This is a genomic window from Rhodococcus ruber, assembly GCF_016804345.1.
Taxonomy (GTDB): Bacteria; Actinomycetota; Actinomycetes; order Mycobacteriales; family Mycobacteriaceae; genus Rhodococcus; species Rhodococcus ruber.
Map to the genome: position 1 here is coordinate 3,405,093 of NZ_CP044211.1, position 14,457 is coordinate 3,419,549.

General features: G+C 71.7%; 16 protein-coding genes. 8 read left to right on the forward strand and 8 right to left on the reverse strand.

Annotated features, from left to right (window positions below; genetic code table 11):
• The first annotated feature begins 59 nt into the window (after positions 1-59).
• The 6 genes from F1734_RS15605 (at position 60) to F1734_RS15630 (ending at position 5,952) form a co-directional block, all read left to right on the forward strand.
• Complete coding sequence (locus F1734_RS15605; RefSeq protein WP_010595260.1) at positions 60-443, forward strand: helix-turn-helix domain-containing protein; 384 nt, start codon at positions 60-62, stop codon at positions 441-443.
• Positions 444-618: 175 nt separating this feature from the next.
• Positions 619-2,307, forward strand: a complete 1,689-nt coding sequence (locus F1734_RS15610) for a PHA/PHB synthase family protein (protein WP_017681423.1) — start codon at positions 619-621, stop codon at positions 2,305-2,307.
• Positions 2,308-2,391: 84 nt separating this feature from the next.
• On the forward strand, positions 2,392-2,808 hold the full coding sequence (locus F1734_RS15615; RefSeq protein WP_040272567.1) for a hypothetical protein: 417 nt from the start codon (positions 2,392-2,394) through the stop codon (positions 2,806-2,808).
• Between the two features lie 77 nt (positions 2,809-2,885).
• The gene (locus tag F1734_RS15620) at positions 2,886-4,010 is read left to right on the forward strand and encodes a DUF3141 domain-containing protein (RefSeq protein ID WP_048771028.1); all 1,125 of its coding nucleotides are present in this window, start codon (positions 2,886-2,888) and stop codon (positions 4,008-4,010) included.
• Positions 4,007-5,287, forward strand: coding sequence for a family 1 glycosylhydrolase (locus F1734_RS15625; protein WP_203010777.1), 1,281 nt, complete (start codon positions 4,007-4,009; stop codon positions 5,285-5,287). Before F1734_RS15620 ends, F1734_RS15625 begins: the two co-directional genes overlap by 4 nt.
• Positions 5,288-5,316: 29 nt before the next feature.
• Positions 5,317-5,952: a LysE family transporter gene (locus F1734_RS15630; protein ID WP_203010778.1), complete on the forward strand. Its 636-nt coding sequence runs from the start codon at positions 5,317-5,319 to the stop codon at positions 5,950-5,952.
• Between the two features lie 7 nt (positions 5,953-5,959).
• Here F1734_RS15630 and F1734_RS15635 read toward each other — a convergent pair whose 3' ends face one another.
• The 5 genes from F1734_RS15635 to nadA form a co-directional block, all read right to left on the reverse strand.
• Complete coding sequence (locus F1734_RS15635) at positions 5,960-6,256, reverse strand: DUF2470 domain-containing protein (RefSeq protein ID WP_010595253.1); 297 nt, start codon at positions 6,254-6,256, stop codon at positions 5,960-5,962.
• A gap of 10 nt (positions 6,257-6,266) precedes the next feature.
• Positions 6,267-7,676, reverse strand: coding sequence for a WS/DGAT/MGAT family O-acyltransferase (locus F1734_RS15640; RefSeq protein ID WP_040272575.1), 1,410 nt, complete (start codon positions 7,674-7,676; stop codon positions 6,267-6,269).
• 159 nt (positions 7,677-7,835) lie between these two features.
• On the reverse strand, positions 7,836-8,705 hold the full coding sequence (nadC, locus tag F1734_RS15645) for a carboxylating nicotinate-nucleotide diphosphorylase (protein ID WP_010595251.1): 870 nt from the start codon (positions 8,703-8,705) through the stop codon (positions 7,836-7,838).
• Entirely contained in the window at positions 8,706-10,304 is a 1,599-nt protein-coding gene (locus tag F1734_RS15650; RefSeq protein ID WP_026137927.1) for an L-aspartate oxidase, read from the reverse strand.
• A 2-nt stretch (positions 10,305-10,306) separates the two neighbouring features.
• The gene (nadA, locus tag F1734_RS15655) at positions 10,307-11,341 is read right to left on the reverse strand and encodes a quinolinate synthase NadA (RefSeq protein WP_010595249.1); all 1,035 of its coding nucleotides are present in this window, start codon (positions 11,339-11,341) and stop codon (positions 10,307-10,309) included.
• Positions 11,342-11,420: 79 nt separating this feature from the next.
• On the opposite strand from nadA, the gene F1734_RS15660 reads away from it, so the two are divergent.
• A complete protein-coding gene (locus F1734_RS15660; RefSeq protein WP_010595248.1) occupies positions 11,421-12,125 on the forward strand; it encodes an NUDIX hydrolase in 705 nt (234 codons plus the stop codon).
• Between the two features lie 137 nt (positions 12,126-12,262).
• Here the strand turns inward: F1734_RS15660 and F1734_RS15665 are convergent, their stop codons facing one another.
• Positions 12,263-12,646 (reverse strand): winged helix-turn-helix transcriptional regulator, encoded by a 384-nt coding sequence (locus tag F1734_RS15665; protein ID WP_010595247.1) that lies wholly within the window; start codon positions 12,644-12,646, stop codon positions 12,263-12,265.
• Positions 12,647-12,728: 82 nt separating this feature from the next.
• Between F1734_RS15665 and F1734_RS15670 the strand changes: the two genes are divergently transcribed.
• On the forward strand, positions 12,729-13,139 hold the full coding sequence (locus F1734_RS15670; RefSeq protein ID WP_017681416.1) for a RidA family protein: 411 nt from the start codon (positions 12,729-12,731) through the stop codon (positions 13,137-13,139).
• 60 nt (positions 13,140-13,199) lie between these two features.
• On the opposite strand, the gene bsaP is transcribed toward F1734_RS15670, so the two are convergent.
• Both bsaP and bioB read right to left on the reverse strand, forming a co-directional pair.
• A complete protein-coding gene (bsaP, locus tag F1734_RS15675) occupies positions 13,200-13,394 on the reverse strand; it encodes a biotin synthase auxiliary protein BsaP (protein WP_017681415.1) in 195 nt (64 codons plus the stop codon).
• Positions 13,395-13,403: 9 nt separating this feature from the next.
• Positions 13,404-14,417, reverse strand: a complete 1,014-nt coding sequence (bioB, locus tag F1734_RS15680) for a biotin synthase BioB (RefSeq protein WP_026137926.1) — start codon at positions 14,415-14,417, stop codon at positions 13,404-13,406.
• Positions 14,418-14,457 lie beyond the last annotated feature (40 nt).

The following is a 14,457-nucleotide window of genomic DNA, read 5'->3' on the forward strand; positions in this document are numbered from 1 at the left end:
CCCCGAACGCGCCGTCGGCGCGCTCCGGTGCGAGGGGCAGCCGGACCTATGCTGACCCCATGGAGGACGATGCGTCGCGCCCCCCGACGTTGGGGGAGCTGATCCGCCGGCAACGTGAGCTCGCCGAGTTGCCCATGCGGCAGCTGGCCGCGATGGTGGGGATCTCGAACCCGTACCTGTCGCAGATCGAACGGAACCTGCGCGCACCGAGCGAGCGCGTGCTGCAGGCGATCGCCGAGCAGCTGCATCTGTCGGCCGACGCGCTGACGGCGGAGGTGGGCCGGCCGGACCCGGGTGAGTCGGCGGTGGTCCGCGCGATCCACGAGGATCCGGACCTGACCAACGCGCAGCGGCGGTCGCTGGTGGAGATGTACGAGGCGTTCCGGGAGGTGACGGTGGGTAAGCGTCGTCGTGGCGCGCGCCCCGACGACGGCACGGAGTGAGGAAGTTCACATCGCACCCGCCAATGTGAGCCTTCCTCATGTTTCGGCTGGTGAGGGGCCCGCCCCGGACCATGCCCGGCACGTGCAGCTCGCATGTACCTCGCGGTAAGATGCGCGGCTCGGCACGCGGTGTCACCCTCGGGACACACCCCTCTTCCTCGTCTGGAGATGTCCCTTGCTCGACCACGTGCACAAGAAGTTGAAGTCGACCCTGGACCCGATCGGCTGGGGTCCCGCAGTGACGTCGGTGGCCGGACGCGCGGTCCGCAACCCTCAGGCCGTCACCGCCGCGACGGCGGAGTACGCGGGCCGGCTGGCGAAGATCCCGGCCGCGGCCACCCGCGTGTTCAACGCGAACGATCCCGACGCACCGATGCCGGTCGACCCGCGGGACCGCCGCTTCTCCGACACCGCGTGGCAGGAGAACCCCGCGTACTTCTCGCTCCTGCAGAGCTACCTGGCCACGCGGGCCTACGTCGAGGAACTCACCGAGGCCGGCTCCGGCGATCCGCTGCAGGACGGTAAGGCACGCCAGTTCGCGAACCTGATGTTCGACGCGTTGGCGCCGTCGAACTTCCTGTGGAATCCCGGTGTGCTCACCCGCGCCTTCGAGACCGGCGGGGCGAGCCTGCTGCGCGGCGCCCGCTACGCCGCGCACGACATCCTCAACCGCGGCGGCCTGCCGTTGAAGGTGGATTCGGACGCGTTCACCGTCGGCGAGAACCTCGCGGCCACACCCGGCAAGGTGGTCTTCCGCAACGACCTGATCGAGCTGATCCAGTATGCGCCGCAGACCGAGCAGGTGCACGCGGTGCCGATCCTGGCCGCACCGCCCTGGATCAACAAGTACTACATCCTCGACCTCGCGCCCGGCCGGAGCCTCGCCGAATGGGCGGTCCAGCACGGCCGAACCGTGTTCATGATCTCGTACCGGAACCCGGACGAGTCGATGCGGCACATCACGATGGACGACTACTACGTCGACGGCATCGCCACTGCGCTGGACGTGGTCGAGGAGATCACCGGCTCGCCGAAGATCGAGGTGCTCTCCATCTGCCTCGGCGGCGCGATGGCCGCGATGGCCGCCGCGCGCGCGTTCGCCGTCGGCGACAAGCGCGTGAGCGCCTTCACGATGCTCAACACGCTGCTCGACTACAGCCAGGTCGGGGAACTGGGTCTGCTGACCGACCCGGCGACGCTGGACCTCGTCGAGTTCCGGATGCGGCAGCAGGGCTTCCTGTCCGGCAAGGAGATGGCCGGCAGCTTCGACATGATCCGCGCGAAGGACCTCGTCTTCAACTACTGGGTCTCGCGGTGGATGAAGGGCGAGAAGCCGGCGGCCTTCGACATCCTCGCGTGGAACGAGGACAGCACGAGCATGCCCGCGGAGATGCACTCGCACTACCTCCGGTCGCTCTACGGCCGCAACGAGCTCGCCGAGGGCCTCTACGTGCTCGACGGACAGCCGCTGAACCTGCACGACATCGCGTGTGACACCTATGTCGTCGGCGCGATCAACGACCACATCGTGCCCTGGACGTCGTCGTACCAGGCGGTGAACCTGCTCGGGGGCGACGTGCGCTACGTGCTCACCAACGGCGGGCACGTCGCCGGTGCGGTGAACCCCCCGGGCAAGCGGGTGTGGTTCAAGGCCGTCGGCGCGCCGGACGCCGAGTCCGGCACCCCCCTGCCCGCGGATCCGCAGGTCTGGGACGAGGCCGCCACCCGCTACGAGCACTCGTGGTGGGAGGACTGGACGGCGTGGTCGAACAAGCGCGCCGGGGAACTGGTGGCGCCGCCGGCCATGGGGAGTACCGCCCATCCCCCGCTCGAGGATGCTCCGGGTACGTACGTCTTCAGCTGAGGACTTGCCCGTTAGCAATCATCCTGCTAACCTGCTAACAGCGTCCTCCGAGGCGCTGTCGCACACTCGAACGGAAGGAACGCCATGACCACCGCCAAGACCCCGGTCGACGCCGCCGTCGCCAAGACCACCGCCGACGCCGCCAAGGCCAACGAGGCCGCTGCCAAGGCCACCGCGGACGCCACCGCCGCCGCTCAGAAGATCGCCGAGTCGGCCACCGCCGCCGCCAACCAGGCCACCGCCGAGTTCACCAAGGCCCTCGACGACAGCGCCGCCCGCCTGAGCGAGTTCAACGACAAGGTCGTCGACGCCGCCAAGCAGAGCGGCAACCTGACCGTCGACACCTACGAGCGCGCCGTGTCGAGCCTGCTCGACCTGCAGGAGAAGCTCGCCTCCGCCAGCCCCATCGGCTGGGTCGAGGACCTCACCAAGGCGCAGGTCTCCTTCGCCCGGGAGCTGACCGCCACGGTCACCACCACCGCCCGCGATCTCCTCAAGTGATCGATTGTGCGTCTTTTCCGTCGCGATCGCGACGGAGAAGCCGTACCACCACACCGGGCGCCGGTTCAATGAACCCCATGGATGCCCTGCAGACCGTCGCGATCGCCGCCGCCCCGTTCCGTCTCGGGGCGGCGGCGATCGCCGGTTGGAGCAGCTACCTGGCCACCCTGGCCCGGCGCGGCGCGCATCCACTCGACGTCGCGACCGACATCGCCGACTGGTGGCGGGCGCTCACCGACCGCGAACCGCCGCACTGGGCGCATCCGTGGCCCGTCGCACACTCCTGGCCGCTCGCCCGGCTGCGTGACTGCAGCGACCCCGACGCCCCGGAACCGGAAGCCGTACCCACCCTGCTGCTGCCGCCGCAGTCCGGGTCGCACTCGTGCATCGTCGATCTCTCCTCCGACCGCAGTCAGGTCCAGGCCCTGCGCGGCGGCGGGCTGACACGGCTGTACTGCCTGGACTGGGCCCCCGCCGGTCCGGCCACCGACAGCGCCTCCCTCGACGACCATCTCGCCGTCCTCGCCGAGGCCGTCGACCTGCTCGGCGGTCGGGTCAACCTGATCGGCGGCAGCCAGGGCGGCTGGCTCGCGGCGATGCACACCGCCCTGCACCCGCAGACCGTGCACAGCCTCACCGTCGCGGGGGCGCCGATCGACTTCCACGCCGACCGTCCCGCTGCCGTCGCCTTCGACCACCTGCCCCGCGCGGTGTCCACGTCCGTGCTGAACCTGTGGTACGACACCGGCCGGCTGTTCGGGGTGCTGCCCACCGACCCGGTGAGCGAGATCGAGCGCAGCCTCGAACTGCTGGGTCTGCTCGACGACCCCGAGACCCTCGCCCAGGCGATCGAGGAACGCCGGTGGTTCCTCTGGCGGCAGGAGATCCCTGCGGCGTTCCGGACGTGGATCCTCGAGCACCTGTTCATCGGCAACGACCTTGTCGCCGGCGCCGTCACCACCGCTGCCGGCACGGTGGACCTGACCGCCGTCGAGTGCCCCGTGCACATCGTCCTCGGTCGACAGGACCTCGTGGTGCCACCGGGACAGGTCCTCGCCCTCGCCGACCAGGTGCGCACCCCCGCGGGTGACATCACGGTGCACGAGGTCGATGCCGGCCACCTCGGGTTGTTCGTCGGCCGGCGCGCCCTCGCGGACCTGTGGCCACGGCTCGCTGCCCGGATCGCCGCGCACTCCCGATGAGGATCTCCGCCACCGCAGTCCGGGCGGCCGCGGTCGCGGTGGCCTCGAGGGCCGCGGTGGCGGTGGTACTGGCCGTCGTCGTCGCAACCCCCGCCGCGGCGGGGCCGGCGCCGCCCGCCCACGCCCCGGCAGACGGGTTCCTGTGGGGCGTGTCGAGTTCGGGCTTCCAGTCCGAAGGCTCACCGCCGGACAGCAACTGGACCCGATACGCCGCGGCGGGCCGCACCCGCGAACCTGTCGGCACGTCGGTGGATTTCCGGCACCGCTACCGGGAGGACATCGCCGCCGCCGCAGGCCTCGGGGTGGACGTGTTCCGGTTCTCGGTCGAGTGGTCCCGCATCCAACCCACCCCACACGACTGGGACGAGACCGAACTGCGCTACTACGACGACGTGGTCGCGGCGGTGCGCGGGCACGGCATGATCCCGATGATCACCCTCGACCACTGGGTGTACCCCGGCTGGATCGCCGACCGCGGCGGCTGGCGCGATCCCGCCACGATCGAGGCGTGGCTCGCCAACGCCGAGCGGGTCGTCGCCCGGTACGCCGGGCAGGGGGTGATGTGGGTGACGATCAACGAACCGACCATCTACGTCCAGAAGGAACTCGCCTTCGGCGGGCTCACCGCCGGCGACGTCCCGCGCATGTTCGACGCCCTGGTCGTCGCGCACCGCGCCGTCTATGCCCGGATCCACGAACTGGATCCGGGGGCGCGCGTGACGTCGAACACCGCATACATACCCGGCGTCCAGACCGGACTCGACACGCTGTTCGTCGACCGGGTCCGCGACACCCTCGACTTCCTCGGCCTGGACTACTACTACGGCGCCACGGTGGACAACCCGAGCGCGATCCACGCGCTCACCGACGACTTCGCCTCGATCGTTCCGCATCCCGACGGGATGTACGAGGCGCTGATGCACTACACCCACCGCTACCCCGGGCTGCCGCTGTACGTCGTGGAGAACGGAATGCCCACCGCCGACGGGGCGCCCCGCGCCGACGGCTGGACCCGGGCGCGACACCTGCGTGAGCACGTCGACCGGGTGCGCCGAGCCGCGGCCGACGGCGCCCCCGTCTTCGGATACAACTACTGGTCGATCACCGACAACTACGAGTGGGGAAGCTACACACCACGTTTCGGCCTCTACACCGTCGACGTGCGCACCGATCCGGATCTGACGCGCCGCCCGACCGACGGGGTCGCCGCCTACCGGGCCGTCACCGGCGAGCCCTGGCCGGTGCCGGTGCCGGTGCCGGCACCGGTGCCGAGATGACCCGCCCGGCCCGGTCGTAGCATGGCGGGATGACCTGGCAGACCTGGGTGGCCCTGCTCGGCGCGTCCTGGATGATCAGCCTCTCCCCCGGCGCCGGCGCCATCGCATCGATGTCCTCGGGCCTCGCCCACGGGTTGCGGCGCGGCTGGTGGAACATCGTCGGGCTGCAACTCGGCCTGCTGCTGCAGATCGTCGTGGTCGCCGCCGGCGTCGGCGCGATCCTCGCCGGATCCGCCGCCGCCTTCACGGTGATCAAGTGGTTCGGCGTCGCCTACCTCGTGTATCTGGGAGTGCGCCAGTGGCGCACGCGGCCCGCCGAGGTCACCCCCGACGCGGCGCCGGGTCTCGGCTCGGCACCGGTCCTGGTGGCCCGCGGCTTCCTGATCAACGCGAGCAACCCGAAGGCTGTGGTGTTCATGCTGGCCGTACTGCCGCAGTTCCTCGATCCCGGGGCTCCGCTGCTGCAGCAGTACCTGATCATCGCGGCGACCATGGTGACCGTCGACATGATCGTCATGACCGGATACACGGGTCTGGCGGCACGGGTGCTGACGCTGATGCGCTCGCCACACCAGCAGCGCCTCACCGGCCGGGTGTTCTCCGGGCTGTTCTTCGCTGCCGCCGCGTTCCTCGCCACCGTGCGCCGCACGGCCACCGCGGCCTAGCGTCCGGTCAGTGCTGTCGCGGCGGCACGCCGAGCCGCTCGCACGCGGCGTGATACAGGGCGACGACCGCGGTACGGATCCCCGCCCGGTCGGCGACGGGTTCGAGCCACGGCACCCGCACCGTCGTCTCGGTGCCGCCCACCTCGGCGACCCACTCGCCGAACTCGGTGTGCACGCCGGTCATGCGCGCGACGTCTGCCGTGGGTTCGGCGAACGCACGGACCACCAGCAGGTTGTCGTCAGCGTGGTCGTCGTTCATGTGCCGGGTCACGGCCGCGACGACGGCGGGCTCGAAGGAAGTCACGCCGGCGAGCCTAGCCCGACCGATCGTGGCCGGCGGCCGGCACCCCGAAGGCGCGTTCGAGTGCGGTGAGTTCGTCGTCGAGGTGCCCGAGGAGACGATCGAGCCGCGGGACGCTGCGGCTGCACGAGGTCAGACCGAAGGCGATCCGGTCGTCGGTGCTGGTGCAGGTGATGTTGAGGGCCTGCCCGTCGACCGGCACCGACAGCGGGTACAGGGCGTCGACGCGGGCACCGTTCCAGTACAGCGGCTCGGTCGGGCCGGGCACGTTGGAGACGATCACGTTGAACGGCGGGCGGACCACGGCCCGGTTGCCGGTGAGCACCCCCACCGCAAGCGGTGCCATGCCCAGGGCACTCACGGTGAGCAGCGCCGTCTGGGAGCGGCCCCGCAGGGACTGCTTGCCGTCGACCATCGCGTCCCTGACGGCGAGCAGGCGCGCCGCCGAGTCGTCGAGGTGGGTCGCCAGCGGGCACATCAGGACGCCGACGTCGTTGCCGCCCTCGGTGGTCTTCTCCCGCCGCAGCGAGACCGGCACCATCGCGACGAGCGAATCGTCGGGCAGGGCCTCGTGTTCGAGCAGATAGGCGCGCAGTGCTCCCGCGGACATCGCGAGAACGACATCGTTGACGGTGGCGCGGGCCGCCTCGGCGACGCGCCGCAGCCGCACCAGCGACCAGTCGTGCGCGGCGAAGCGGCGGCCACCGGCGATGGAGACGTTGAACATCGTGCGCGGCGCCGCGAGCGACATCGCGCCACCTCGGCCCCGCAGGGCCCGGTCCACGGTCCCGACCACGGCGGGCACCATCCCGACGGTCTCGCCGATCACGCCGCGCACGGCGCGCACCGTCACGCCCGGCAGGTCGAGCGCGGTCCCCACCGCGGAGTGCACCGGGTCCGGGGACGGGAAGGGCGACCAGGGCGCCGGCATGTCGGTGCGGTCCGGGTCGGCGCTCAGGGCCCGGTGCAGCAGCCGCATGGCACCGACCCCGTCGGCGAGGGCGTGGTGGATCTTCGTGTAGATCGCGTACCGGCCGTCGGCGAGACCCTCGATCAGGTGCATCTCCCACAGCGGCCGGCTGCGGTCGAGCAGGGTGCTGTGCAGCCGGGACACCAGCGCGCGCAGTTCGGCGTTCCCGCCGGGCTGCGGCAGCGCGTCGCGCCGGACGTGGTACTCGAGATCGAAGTGCGGATCGTCCTCCCACGCCCACATCCCGAAGGTGGTGAGCGAGCGGACGGCTCGTCGGCGCCACAGGGACGCCACGTCGTCACGGGCGAGGGCCGCGTCGAACAAGGTGCGCAGGGTACGGGCGTCGCCGCCCGGCGGCGGCTGCAGCAGGATCAGTCCCCCGACATGCATGGGATGTTCGCGCGACTCGCCGAGCAGGAACATCGAGTCGGTCGGTGCCATCGGCAGACGCATGCGAACTCTCTCCGCTCCCCCGCCGGGGAACTCGTTCGTGGTGGGCCCCCTGTGACCCGCCGGACGCGCGCCGCCGCCGTGAGGTGCCTCACGGCGGCGGATACGTAGCCAGTTGTACGCGATCGGCGCGGCCGGCGCCACGCGCGGCGCGGCGTGGCGTCACATGTCGAGACCGAGGTCGAGGACGCTCACCGAATGGGTCAACGCGCCGACGGCGAGGTAGTCGACGCCGGTGCGGGCGTAGTCCGCGGCCACGTCGAGGGTCAGGCCCCCGGAGGACTCGAGCCGAGTCCGCGGCGCGTGGGTGTTACGCCGCTGCACCGCGATCTGCGTCTGCCACAGCGGGAAGTTGTCGAGCAGGATCAGCTCGACGTTCTCGGCGAGCACCTCGTCGAACTGCTCGAGGCTGTCGACCTCCACCTCGCACTCGAGGCCGGGGGCCTGGGCCCGCACGGCCCGCAGCGCCGCGACGACCGAACCGGCGGCGACGACGTGGTTGTCCTTGATCAGCGCGGCGTCGCCGAGACCCATCCGGTGGTTGACCCCACCACCGACCCGCACCGCGTACTTCTGCAGCGCGCGCAGGCCGGGCAGGGTCTTGCGGCTGTCGCGGATCTTCGCGTCGGTGCCGGCGACGGCGTCCACCCACCGAGCGGTGGCCGTGGCGATGCCGGACAGGTGACACATCAGGTTCAGCATGGTGCGCTCGGCGGTGAGCAGGCCCCGGGTGGGTGCCTGCACCGTCAGGACGGTCTCCCCCGCCTCGGCGCGGTGCCCGTCGACGGCACGGTCGAGCACCTCGTAGGTGCCGGCGCCGAGGACCTCGTCGAGCACCAGCAGACCGATGTCGATCCCGGCGACGGTGCCGGGGCTGCGCGGCACCACCGATGCCGTGGCCACGGCATCGGCGGGCACCGTGGCGTCGGTGGTCACATCCGGGCCGTAGCGCAGGTCCTCGTCGAGGGCGACGCGCACCAGCGCGAGCGTCTCGTCCCGATCGAGTCCGGCGGGCAGCTCGGTACTGGCCATTCAGTGCGCTCCTGTGAGTTGTGGTGTGTGCAGCGTGATCTCGCCGTCCGCATCGAGCCGCGTCTCGAGGCTGCGACGCTGGGCGGGGTCGGTGCCGGGATGGTCCGAACGGGTGTGGCATCCGCGGCTCTCGGTCCGGGCGCCGGCCGCGAGGGTCAGGGCCCGGGCCGCGACGGTGAGCGCGGCGTCCTCGAGTGCCGGCGCGTCGGCGCACCGGTCGGTCGGGGCGGAAGCGAGGTTCGCCCCGGCGACGGCGAGTCCGGCCGCATCGCGGACGACGGAGGCGTGCCGGGTCATCAGCTGCTGCAACGCCGCCCGGGGCGCGCGGGGCCGCGCCGGCAGGTCGGCGTCGGCGGTCTCGACGCGCAGTCCCCCGCGCTCCTCGGCCGCTGCCACGCCGGCGCGTTCGCCGACGACGAGGCCCTCGAGCAGGCTGTTGGAGGCGAGCCGGTTGCCCCCGTGCAGGCCGGTGCGGGCGACCTCGCCCGCCGCGTACAGCCCCGGAACGCCGGTGCGGCCGTACACGTCGGTGACGACCCCACCGCACGAGTAGTGCGCGGCCGGGGCGACGGGGATCAGGTCCCGAGCCGGGTCCAGGCCCACCTGCGCGAGGGAGGCCGTGACGGTCGGGAACCGCCGCGCGAATCCCTCCAGGTGCCGCGCATCGAGCAGGACGTGGTCGTCGCCGAGTTCGGCGAGCCGGGTGGCGATGGCACGGGAGACGACGTCGCGCGGTGCGAGGTCGCCGAGGGGATGCGCTCCGGCGGTGACCGAGCGGCCGGCGCTGTCCACGAGGCGTGCGCCCTCGCCGCGCACGGCCTCGCTGACGAGTGGGCGGCGGCCGACGGATCCGGCCGCGAACAGCACGGTCGGGTGGAACTGCACGAACTCGAGGTCGGCGACGGCGGCGCCGGCGTCCAGCGCCAGCGCGATCCCGTCGGCGGTGGCGCCGGCCGGGTTTGTGCTGCACGCGTACAGCTGCCCGAGACCGCCGGTGGCCAGCAGCACGGCCGGGGCGTGGACGACACCGAGGCCCCGGCCGTCGAGGACGAGCAGCCCGGTGACTCCACCGTCGTCGGTGAGGACGCGGGCGGCGGTGGCCCCGAAGAGCACCGGCAGGCCGGCAGCGCCCAGGGCACGCTGGATCTCGGCGCCGGTGGCGTCGCCGCCGGCGTGGATGATGCGCCGGGTGCTGTGCCCGCCCTCGCGGGTGCGGGCGATGCCGCCGTCGCGGCCGCGGTCGAACACGGCGCCGAGGTCGGTGAGCGCGGCGACGGCATCCTGGCCGCCGGAGACGATGGACCGCACGGCCGCCTCGTCGCACAGACCGGCACCGGCGGCGCACGTGTCGGCGACGTGGGCGTCCACGGAATCCGCCGGGCCCGGGGCGACGACGGCGATGCCGCCCTGCGCGTACTGGGTGGCGGTGTCGGTGGGGCCGCCCTTGCTGACGGTCAGTACCCGCAGTCCGCGCCGGGACGCGGCGCGGGCGGCGGTGAGGCCGGCCACGCCGCCCCCGACCACCACGAGGTCGGCGCGGGCCTCCCAGCGGATCGTGTCCTGCCGCTCCGCTCGGGCCGCGCCGACACCGGAGGACATGATCACTCCCCGCCGCCGGGGTTGCCGATGGCGATCATCCGCTGCACCGACTGCCGCGCCCGCTCGGCGACGGCCGGGTCGACGTGGACCTCGTCCTTGCCCTCCTGCAGGCAGCGCAGCAACGCGGCCGGGGTGATCATCTTCATGTAGGGGCAGGACGCGCGGTCGTTGACGGCCTGGAAGTCGACTCCGGGTGCGGCCTTGCGCAGCTGGTGCAGCATGCCCACCTCGGTGGCGACGAGAACCTGCTTCGCGCCGGTGGCGCGGGCCGCGTCGAGCATGCCGCCGGTCGACAGGATCTTGACCTTGTCGTCGGCGACGAAGCCCTCGCCCGCGAGGTACAGCGCGGACGTCGCGCAGCCGCACTCGGGGTGGACGAACAGCTCGGCGTCGGGGTGCGCCTTGGACTTGGCGGCGAGTTCGTCGCCGTTGATCCCGGCGTGCACGTGGCATTCGCCCGCCCAGATGTGCATGTTCTGCCGGCCGGTCACGCGCTTGACGTGGGCGCCGAGGAATTGGTCGGGCAGGAAGAGCACCTCGCGGTCGGGGTCGATGGAGGCGACGACGTCGACCGCGTTCGAGGAGGTGCAGCAGATGTCGGTCAGGCCCTTGACCTCGGCGGTGGTGTTGACGTACGACACGACGACCGCGTCGGGATGATCGGCCTTCCATTCGCGCAACTGCTCGGCGGTGATCGAGTCCGCGAGCGAGCAGCCGGCCCGCTCGTCGGGGATGAGGACCGTCTTGGTGGGACTGAGGATCTTCGCGGTCTCGGCCATGAAGTGCACGCCGCAGAAGACGATGGTGTCCTCCTCGGCCTCGGCGGCGATGCGCGAGAGGGCGAGGGAGTCGCCGACGTGGTCGGCAACGTCCTGGATGGCGGGCAGCTGGTAGTTGTGCGCCAGCAACGTGGCGTTGCGCTCACGCGCCAGTCGCCGGACCTCCTCGGCCCATTCCGGGGTCGCCTCGACGCCCGTGTAACCGGCGGGTCCGTCCTGGATCGGGGTCTGTGCGCCCGCCCACGTCGTAGTGGTCATGGCCTGCTCCTTCGCCGTGCACCGGGCGGGCTGTGCCCGGATTTCCGTATTCGGTGGTTTTCGACTTAGGGTCGAAAACATGACACATGGTAGCACCCTTCACGAAGTGCTCATCGTCGTGTTCCAGGTCCGCCGATTCCCGGACACCCACGGGGGCACGAAGACCGAGCTCGGAGTGCTGCTGTGGCAGCGTGCCCTCGACCCGCAGGCGGGCACCTGGTCGCTGCCCGGAGGCCGCCTCCGCGACGACGAGGACCTCACCACCTCCGCGCGCCGCCAGCTGGCCGAGAAGGTCGACGTGCGCGAGGTGGCGCACCTCGAGCAGCTCTCGGTGTTCTCCGATCCGCACCGCGTGCCGGGACCGCGCACGATCGCCTCGACGTACCTCGGGCTGGTGCCGATCACCTCCGATCCCCGGCTACCCGGGGACACCGCCTGGCATCCCGTCTCGGACCTGCCGGCGATGTCCTTCGACCACGGGATCATGGTCGAGAACGCGCGCACCCGCCTGGCCGCCAAGCTGTCGTACACCAACATCGCCTTCGGGCTGGCCCCGGCCGAGTTCGCCATGTCCACGTTGCGCGAGATCTACTGCGCGGCACTCGGATACCAGGTGGACGCCACGAACCTGCAGCGCGTGCTCAAGCGGCGCGACGTCCTGACCCCCACCGGCACCACCGCGCCGTCCGGCCGGGCCGGCGGCCGGCCTCCCGCGCTGTTCCGCTTCACCGAGTCGCGCCTGCGCGTCACCGACGAGTTCGCCGCCCTGCGCCCGCCGGGTTGACCGGTGCCGGCGCCCGGGTGGACCCGGCGGGGCGGGGGTCAGCACCCGGGGTGATCCGCCCTGGCCCGCCGCACGGCGCCCGGATCGCACCCGGAGTTCGCGCGCACCCCGATTCCGCGAGCCCCGGACGCGGCGCCTCAGGCGAGGTCCGACTCCGCATCGAAGCGCGCGCGGGCGGCGTCGATTTCGGGCAGGTGCGCGTCGGCCCACGCGAGGAGGACGTCGACCGGCGGGCGGAGCGTCTTACCGAGCGGGGTCATCCGGTATTCGACCGCGACCGGGCGGGAACTGAGGAGCGTGCGCTCGACGATGCCGTTGCGTTCGAGTCGACGCAGGGTCGCGGTCAGCGACTTCTGCGTCACGGCGGGGATCGCGCGCCGCAGCTCGTTGAACCGGCTCGGACGCTCGCACAGCTCGTTGCACACCGCCAACGACCACTTGTCGAGGATCTGATCGAGCAGCTCACGATGCGGTGCGGTGACCGTGAGTGCACCGAGGGCGTCCGAGGTGGTATCGCGCACGACACCTAGTCTCGTTGAAGTGACCTTCGGAGACCAAGTATCACTGTGATACCTGTTCGGATCGATGAGCGAGGAGCACCCCATGACCGTTCGATACCTGACCCCCGAAGGCATGACCCAGCCCACCCCGTACCACCACGTCGCCGTCGGCACGGGCACCCGCCATGTCCACGTCGCCGGCCAGATCGCCCGGCTCGCGGACGGCACCCCCGTCTCACCCGGCGATCTGGCGGGACAGGTCGCCCAGGCGTTGCGGAACACCGCAACCGGACTGGCCGGTGCGGGGGCGGGGTTCGGCGACGTCCTGCGGCTGACCTTCTACGTCACGAACTGGGCACCGGAGAAGATCACCGACTTCATGGCGGGCCTCGAACAGGTCGCCGAGGAGATCGGGCTGCCCGTGCCGGTGCCGCCGGCCTCCCTCGTCGGCGTGGACTACCTGTTCGAGCCGGATGTGCTCGTCGAAGTCGAAGCGACCGCCATCCTCGACTGAGCCGGGTCCGGCCGTCGGCGGACGCGCTGCGACCGTGCCCGCCGGCGGCCGGCCCCCGTCTCAGCGACGTTCGGTCAGGCTCGAATCGAGCATCCCGTGCCGTGAGCACCGGGCCCACCAGCCGTCGGGGGCGATCTGCACGATCATCCGCCGTCCGCACTGCTCGCAGAACCGGGGCGGTTCGAGACCGAGCCGGGCCGCGGCCGGGACCGGGGCGTCCTCGTCCACGGGCCGGCCGGTGAACGGATTGAACACACCGGCCTCCTAGAAGGTCTCGCCGAGCGCCTTGATCGGCATCTTCAGCTCGCCGAGCAGGTCGAGGTCGGACTCGGCGGGCCGGCCGAGGGTGGTGAGGTAGTTGCCGACGATGACGGCGTTGATGCCGCCGAGGATGCCCTGCTTGGCGCCGAGGTCGCCGAGGGTGATCTCGCGGCCGCCGGCGAAGCGCAGGATGGTGCGCGGCAGCGCGAGCCGGAAGGCGGCAACGGCCTTGAGCGCCTCCGCCGCCGGCAGGACCTCGAGGTCCCCGAACGGGGTGCCCGGGCGCGGGTTGAGGAAGTTCAGGGGCACCTCGTCGGGTTCGAGGGCGGCCAGGTCGGCGGCGAATTCGGCGCGCTGCTCGAGCGTCTCCCCCATGCCCAGGATGCCGCCGCAGCACACCTCCATCCCGGCCTCACGGACCATCCGCAGCGTCTCCCACCGCTCCTCCCAGGTGTGGGTGGTGACGACCTGGGGGAAGAACGAGCGGGCGGTCTCGAGGTTGTGGTTGTAGCGGTGCACTCCCATCGCGGCGAGCTGGTCGACCTGCTCCCGGGTGAGCATGCCGAGCGAACACGCCACCTGGATGTCGACCTCGTTGCGGATCGCTTCGACACCGGCGGCGACCTGAGCCATCAGACGCGCGTCGGGCCCTCGGACGGCGGCGACGATGCAGAACTCGGTCGCGCCGGTCTTGGCCGTCTGCTTGGCGGCCTCGACGAGGCTGGGGATGTCGAGCCACGCCGAGCGGACCGGGGAGGCGAACAGTCCCGACTGGGAGCAGAAGTGGCAGTCCTCGGGGCAGCCGCCGGTCTTGAGGCTGATGATGCCCTCCACCTCGACCTCGGGGCCGCACCAGGTCATGCGGACCTCGTGGGCCAGGCCGAGCAGGTCCTCGAGCCGGTCGTCGGGCAGCCGCAGCACCTCGAGCACCTGCTCGCGGTCGAGTCCCTCGCCACGCCCCAGGACCTGTTCGCGGGCGAGGGCGAGGATGTCGGCACGGGCGGGGGCCTGGGTCACGGGAGTCTCCTGGAGGATGCGGGTCGCGGCACACTTGAAC

Coding starts and splice junctions, on each gene's coding strand:
- F1734_RS15605 (WP_010595260.1), top strand. CDS start 60: ATGGAGGACGATGCGTCGCGCCCCCCGACGTTGGGGGAGCTGATCCGC.
- F1734_RS15615 (WP_040272567.1), top strand. CDS start 2,392: ATGACCACCGCCAAGACCCCGGTCGACGCCGCCGTCGCCAAGACCACC.
- F1734_RS15620 (WP_048771028.1), top strand. CDS start 2,886: ATGGATGCCCTGCAGACCGTCGCGATCGCCGCCGCCCCGTTCCGTCTC.
- F1734_RS15625 (WP_203010777.1), top strand. CDS start 4,007: ATGAGGATCTCCGCCACCGCAGTCCGGGCGGCCGCGGTCGCGGTGGCC.
- F1734_RS15630 (WP_203010778.1), top strand. CDS start 5,317: ATGACCTGGCAGACCTGGGTGGCCCTGCTCGGCGCGTCCTGGATGATC.
- F1734_RS15640 (WP_040272575.1), bottom strand. CDS start 7,676: ATGCGTCTGCCGATGGCACCGACCGACTCGATGTTCCTGCTCGGCGAG.
- nadC (WP_010595251.1), bottom strand. CDS start 8,705: ATGGCCAGTACCGAGCTGCCCGCCGGACTCGATCGGGACGAGACGCTC.
- F1734_RS15650 (WP_026137927.1), bottom strand. CDS start 10,304: ATGTCCTCCGGTGTCGGCGCGGCCCGAGCGGAGCGGCAGGACACGATC.
- nadA (WP_010595249.1), bottom strand. CDS start 11,341: ATGACCACTACGACGTGGGCGGGCGCACAGACCCCGATCCAGGACGGA.
- F1734_RS15660 (WP_010595248.1), top strand. CDS start 11,421: ATGACACATGGTAGCACCCTTCACGAAGTGCTCATCGTCGTGTTCCAG.
- F1734_RS15670 (WP_017681416.1), top strand. CDS start 12,729: ATGACCGTTCGATACCTGACCCCCGAAGGCATGACCCAGCCCACCCCG.